Origin of the sequence: Microcoleus sp. PH2017_08_TRC_O_A, assembly GCF_020738665.1 — a bacterium.
Classification (GTDB): domain Bacteria; phylum Cyanobacteriota; class Cyanobacteriia; order Cyanobacteriales; family Microcoleaceae; genus Microcoleus.
The window spans coordinates 1-6,666 of the sequence record NZ_JAEQCE010000155.1; the positions used below are offsets into that span (position 1 = coordinate 1).

General features: G+C 48.9%; 4 protein-coding genes. All 4 read right to left on the minus strand.

Annotated features, from left to right (window positions below; all coding sequences use genetic code 11):
* Positions 1–157: 157 nt before the first annotated feature.
* The gene (locus JGK22_RS32045) at positions 158–649 is read right to left on the minus strand and encodes a CRR6 family NdhI maturation factor (RefSeq protein ID WP_293193853.1); all 492 of its coding nucleotides are present in this window, start codon (positions 647–649) and stop codon (positions 158–160) included.
* A 349-nt stretch (positions 650–998) separates the two neighbouring features.
* Positions 999–2,933: a DUF3685 domain-containing protein gene (locus JGK22_RS32050; RefSeq protein WP_293314473.1), complete on the minus strand. Its 1,935-nt coding sequence runs from the start codon at positions 2,931–2,933 to the stop codon at positions 999–1,001.
* A gap of 53 nt (positions 2,934–2,986) precedes the next feature.
* Entirely contained in the window at positions 2,987–5,200 is a 2,214-nt protein-coding gene (locus JGK22_RS32055) for a hypothetical protein (RefSeq protein WP_293314475.1), read from the minus strand.
* 692 nt (positions 5,201–5,892) lie between these two features.
* The gene (locus tag JGK22_RS32060) at positions 5,893–6,357 is read right to left on the minus strand and encodes a Fur family transcriptional regulator (RefSeq protein ID WP_293187058.1); all 465 of its coding nucleotides are present in this window, start codon (positions 6,355–6,357) and stop codon (positions 5,893–5,895) included.
* Between the last annotated feature and the right edge of the window lie 309 nt (positions 6,358–6,666).

Consider the following 6,666-nt stretch of genomic DNA (forward strand, 5'->3'; position numbering starts at 1 on the left):
TGGACGAAGAAGGTATTCGGAGATGGAAAATTATCAAATAAAATCTTTAACCCACGGAGGTGGGTTTGGTTTGTGTAGACGCGGTTTCAACCGCCGGGTAATTGAAATACGAGGTGATTGGAACCAGTTTCAACTAACCGCCGATTCATCCAGGAAATCACAAACCCGAATAAGGCACGATGACATCAAAAAAAGCATCATCCAAATCGTAACCAAACATCTGCGACATTGCCATCAACTTCGATTTACTCGGAATTCCCTGCTGGTTCAACCAATCAGTCAACACAAAAATTTTGCTCATCAAAAACATTTCCAAAGCTTCAGGATTGTACTGAATGCCTTGGGTGCGGTGGAATTGGTGCGGCACTAACATCGCGGCATACCGGGCCAATTCTCCGGCTTTCCAATCCAGCAAAAATGGCAACCAAGGATAACAAGCATCCAAGCGAATAAACCACAGCCGCACTTCGGGAAGTTCCGATATTTCTCGCGGATCTAATTCTTCGCGCGGATACTCAATTTCAAATTGTACCTGTTGTTCGTTTTGGGCGATCGCTCCTGTGGCCAGCCACTGTTCAATAACAGTCCGCACCGGAGACAAATCTAAACTGTTTATGCGATCGGCATCAATCGCTATCATAATACTCATAAAAAGTCAACCTTATAACATTAATTCATTATCTATAATACCATCAATCATCAATTAACAATTACCAATTATCTCTCATCATACTGATTTATCTCAATCCGTTCACTCCCGTACATTGTCCTGTTCACTCTTCGGGTGCCTCTGGTTTTTGAAGCCTGAAGAAGCATGACCGCATATAAGTTATTAGTTATACTCTCATATTCACGGAGGTCATGCTTCGCCCCTACAAACATATTTGCCAAACCCAGATGCACCCCTCGGACAAACGAAATAATTCTGGCAGGCTTTGCGGTTTTTAACCCTTCTCGGACAACTGTCAACTGTCAACTGTCAACTGTCAACTGTTCCCTCAGCCATTTTTGCCAAACTTGCTATCCTGCAAAGAATTGCCAATACCTTGGATAATTCCCCGCCCGATCAAACCAATTCCCCGCCCGATAACTTGAGTCAAAACGTAAACAACAGCAGTACCCAACAGCGAAATAACAGCGCGAACCCTAGGTGCGATCGCATCCCGAGTTTCCAGCACCAAAGTTAAAGCCAACTGCCACCCAGACAACTGTGCTAACTCCAGATTTCTTGGAGCATAAATAGAAATTCTCTTAATTCCAGAATCGCCCAACACAAACAGCCAAAACCTGCTTTCAAAAATAGCTTTAGGTTCTACAAAATAGCTATCCCAGCGATATCTCCACGATAAATCATTCCGAAACCGCTCAATTTCTCGTGTTGAAATCAACTTGCCATCGTAAAAAGTTTGCTTGATTTCCTCAATATCTGCAAAATTATTGAGCAGAGGCTGCACGACTCCGCTAGCAACTTGAATTACCAAATTTTCCAACAAAGCTTCTGCTCGCTGCATCGCTTGCGGGCTGCCAGCAACACAAGAAAGATTGTCAACTGTGAGGGGAATTTCAAATAGCAAATGTGCAAATAAATCAACTGTCATCGGAATTTTATCAAGGATTTCCGTGGCAACTGCTGTTTCATCTGCCAGCAGCACCGGCACCACTTCTACGCCGCTGCCGCCCCATAAATTAGCAGCGATTTCCCCTTGACTTTCTGGCAGTAGTTTCAAGCTTGTTTGACTGCTGTCAACAACCAGATTTTCTCCCGTTTGCAGCGTATAGTATCTGCCAAAAAAATCTATGATTGTCGCTTCCCACAAATCCCGCAAAATAGCAGGCATTTTTTCCGAAAATTGAGTTTGCTGCACTTGCCCCAAGCGCAATTCCTCTAGCAACTCCCGTAACTTCCGCAGGATGGAACTCATCAATTCGCGCTGTTTTGTCGATCGCAAAATATCGATCTCCAAAGGCACGCCAGTCAAATTCACCAAATCCACCTGCAATTTAGCAGCCACCGAGTCAAACAAGCTGCCTTGCCAATTATTTGTCAGCACCAAAGATTGACCCGAACCTCGGGAATTCGTGACTTGCAACTGAGAATTATCCCACAAACTCTCCCCTCTTTCTTCTCCCGTCTTTCTTCTCCCCTCGGACTCTTCCTTCTCCCCTCGGACTTCTTCCGACTTCCCTCGGACTTCCAATAACTGACTGACAATCCAACGAGCAGCCAGCAATTCTCGGCGGCGCCCGCTGACTACAATCCCATCTAAAATAGTGGCTAAGTCTGTCGAATCTGCCACTTTGATCTGTTCCAAATCAGCTTTGACAATTGCCAAAGCTGCATCTATTTCTCGCAATCCAGACACACAAAAATAAGCCAGAATTTTTTTGTGTACGGGCGTATCAATTGTCAGACTCTCAGCATTTTCTTCTGGATTGGCTGCGGAATTTTCTATTGTTTTAACCGTCGCTGAATTTAGCTCTATTTGAGAGTTCGCTGGCGTATCTGTCGGCCAATAAGTGCCGCTGGATGCTACCACGCGAATAGCTTCTATTGTCTCGGAAATATCTCTATCTTTAGGACAATAGCCCTTCGCGCCCGCAGCTTGTAACTGCCCCAACTGATCCGGTGCGAGCGGCCCACCTAGGAGCAACAGCGGTAGGTTGGGGTACAAATTTTTGAACTCGCCACAAACTGCCAGCGTCTGTATTAGACCCGATCGCAAACTTAACCTCTCAACAGCCAAAATTACCAAATCAACGGGCTTCTTGGCCCAGAGAGAGGCGGTCGATCGAGCTTCCAGAACCTCCAACGCCTCGGTTCCCGTGCCCACATCTGCGACAACTTCCAAGTCTGGATACTGCTCGCAGGCGACTCTCAGCCCCAGTCGGAAAATGGGGTCGGGATCGATCGACAGCAGTTGTAAATTACTCACTCGATTTTATATTTTAGATGTGAGATGTTAGACGCGCCTCCCCTAAAACCCAATTACTCGGGGATCAAATTAGCATCAGGAGGTCCAGCCGGCTGAGGAATCGAAGGCGCCGGTTCCGGAGCCGGAGCCGGAGGACGAGCAGGTTCTGGAGCCGGAGCTGGGGCCTCCTGTCTGGCGGGCGGATAGTAAGGTTCCGGCTCCCTCGCGGGCGGATAGTAAGGTTCCGGCTCCCTCGCGGGCGGATAGTAAGGTTCCGGAGCCGGAGCCGGAGCCTCTTGTCTGGCGGGCGGATAGTAAGGTTCTGGAGCCGGAGCCGGAGCCTCTTCTCTGGCGGGCGGATAGTAAGGCTCCGGAGCCGGCGCGTACTCTTCCTGTCGCGGAGCCGGCGCGTACTCTTCCTGTCGCGGAGCCGGCGCGTACTCTTCCTGTTGCGGAGCCGGCGCGTACTCGCGAGCGGGCTCCGGCGGCGGCGCAGTGTTGGCTCTGAGTTCGGCGCTCCAGCGCCCGATCGCACCTGCTGCCTCTGAGTGCAGCGCCCTACCGTAACCGACTTGGGAAGCCATATTAATCGCCGCCGACAGACTACCTTGAGATGCTAATTCCGCAGCTCGATCGAGAATCGGACGATCCTGAGCAACTTGCAGTTCGCTCACCCACTGATAGACATTATCCTGAGCTTTAGCGTAAAGAGTCCTACCGCTCTTAATTTCCGAAGCTTTGTCAATAGCCGCGGTCAGTTTTCCTTGCTTGGCCAGGGCGATCGCCTCATCTAAAAAAGGCTGATCTTGAATAACTTCTATGCGTTTCGTCCACTGAGCCAGGAGAGTTTGCGCCTCTACTCTGCGGGGACGGTTTTGAGAGATCAGAAGTACCTGAGCAATGCCGCCCTTAAGTCCTTCAACCGTTCCCGGTGCTACCAACTGCTTCGCCAGGTTCACAAAAGCTTGGTCTTCGATCCGCTGAATTTCGCGGCGCCAAGTAGCCACCAAAGTTTGAGCGTGAACCCGCCGCGGCTGACGAGGCCCGATGGTTTGCGCTTGCTCGATCGCCATCTGAAGCGCCCCGATTTGACCGAAACTCGCGATCGTGCTTGCCACTTGCAGCCGCAGTAAATCTTGAAACTGCACCTGTAAACTTTCAACTTGAACTTGAGCCTGCTTGTACAGAGGTCGGCCCGGAGCAATTTGGCTAGCAGCCCCCTGCCCTTCGAGCAAAGTAAAAATGTGCTGAGCCAGCGGTGTCGATACCGACTGGTTCCACATCACCGCCTGAGCCCTACCCAACTGCATCAAATCTTGAGCTTCCGCAAACAGTGGCGAATCTTGGGGCACAACAGAAGCAGCCTCGATCGCCCCCGGAAGGTCCTTCCCCTTCAACCGCTTAGTCGCCATTGCCAGCAAAGTCCGGCTCCAGCCCTCAATTTCCTTTTCTGCTTTACCGCGGGCAAAAAGCTGCGGGTCTATTTTGCGAGCCAGGACGATCGCCTCAGCGAACTTTTGCGGAGTTCCCTCCTGCGCCAAATTTCTAGCCTCTTGCAAGCGCTGCCAGCCGTTTCTTTCCAGAGAAATTTGCTGGATCAGCTCGTTGTAGCGCTTCTGACTCCAGAAAATATTTTCCAGCTTAAACAGAGCTTGAGCGTAATCCCATGCCTTCCTCAAATCCTCACTTTTCAAAGCTGCTAGCGCTGTATCGTAGAGTTTTTGACCCTCCTGCCAATTTTTTTCCCAAGCAGTCACAGCATCCTGTACCTCTGGGTAAGACGGACTGGTTTTCGGAATTTTTGCCACAATTGCCAGAGCCCCCTTCAAATCGCCCAGCTCAATTTTCGCCCTGGCAAATGCGAGCATGGCTTTCGACCATTCCCCGATCAAATGTTGGCCCTGCGAGTATAGCGGGTGTTCTTTCGGCCAAGCCTGCACCAGTCCTATTGCCGATTCTAGCTGTTCTAGCTTGCCCGATTTAGCAGCTTGCTGAGCGCAGTAAAGTCGCTCTCCGTCCGCCGCCAATGGCGACAGTTGCTGGCAATTCGGTGGCGGTGGCATCGTCAGCAGCCACAGAAATGCAGCGGCACCCGTTACTCCAAATCCCACCAGGAGACTCAGCCAGATCAGTTGCCACTGCCAAAAAGTTCTTTTCCCCTCCCTCGGCGACGCCGTGAGGGAGGAACTTGCATCGCCTGTCGCCTCTGCACTCAACTGTGCCGTCGGTTTGGGGGATGAGTTGTATTTGGGTGGTGTGTGGAATTGGTCAGATTGTCGTCTCGCCATTACTTCAGCCTGTCCTGTAATGCGCTCTCTCCGTGACACTCCCACATCAAATCATCGATTGCGATGTGGGCTTCTGACTCCTGTTAAGGAGATCTAGAATTTCCTTCAAGGTACTTGCAATTTTTCCCTTTACGGCGTTTTGTAGTGAGGTTCGTGTCTAGCCCCACTGCTTGCTTCCAAGTATTTTAGGCTCAAGAAGCACGTAAATCATACCAGTTATCCAACAATTATTCACTGCTTCCGGTGCAGTTTAGCTGAAAAAACATTAGAAAGCCCCGTCAGTCTAGCGATTTTCAATTTTCGATCTTCGATTTTCGTCTTGACTCCACAGATAAATTTGCCAGGGTTCTGAAAATGTTGCTACACAAAATTTCGATCGATTCGGGCCGACTAAAAAATCAAGCGGGTACTAAACCCGGATTTTCTCCCAACTTTATACGTATAGAGGGTAGAGCTATTTTTTTTACTTAGTGCTACATTTTATTTCCCGATCGGCACGTTGGGCGATCGAGTTTGAGTTTCAAGGTACGTAGTTGGGCTTTAGCCCTCTTTAGAGGTATGTGTAAAGAGGGCTAAAGCCCAACTACGTACCTCGGCCCGATCGAGCAACTATCAATATTTGAATCATTTTATACCTTGAACAGCCATAGCAAAAATATCCCTTTTGCTTCTAACAGTGGCTGCCTCATCATTTACGAAGCTTTTGGCGTATCGCTAGCAGTTGATGCTGCCGTAGCTGACTCTGCCGATCTATATCCGTAGAAATCTATCCGGTAGTCTACAATTTTGACACCTGTTTGCTGTTGGATTTGTTCAATCAAGTCGATCGGCAATTCCACATGAACGTCGAGAATCTGAGCCGTATCCAGACAATTGACATGAGAGTGAGAGTCGCTGACATTCCCGTACAAGCGTCCCTCCGAGCGTTCGATGCACTCAATAATCCCTTCTCTCGACAAAGCTTCCAGATTTTGATAAACAGAAGTATGACCGATCCCCTTTGCTTGTTGGTTCAGGCGATCGTAAATTTCGCGAGCCGAGAGGTGTTCTTTTGCATCCCACAAAAGCTCTAGAATAAATCGACGCTGGCGGCTCAAGCGCATTCCCATAGCCTGACAGCGGTTTAAAGCATCTTCTAATGAACGAATTGGTTTCACAGCTACCGCCTTCTAAAGCCTGCTCGATTTTTTATACTGGTACAATACATTGCACGCCTGTCTATATATAGCTTAATTCTAACGCAGGGTTTCCCAACACTAGAAGCTAGAGGGCAAAAATCTCAAAGATATTGAATTTTTTGTCGTTGCCGGATTAGCCCGCTGCCAGCACGCATCAAAAAATTCTCCTTCTCAAAAATATTGCCTTAACTGCTTCGTAAAACTTACCCAAACTTAACTAAAGCCATCTTTAGCTACAATGAAAGAGTTCACTTCCTGCGCTATTGAGTGGTCGGCCATCCCAAGGTA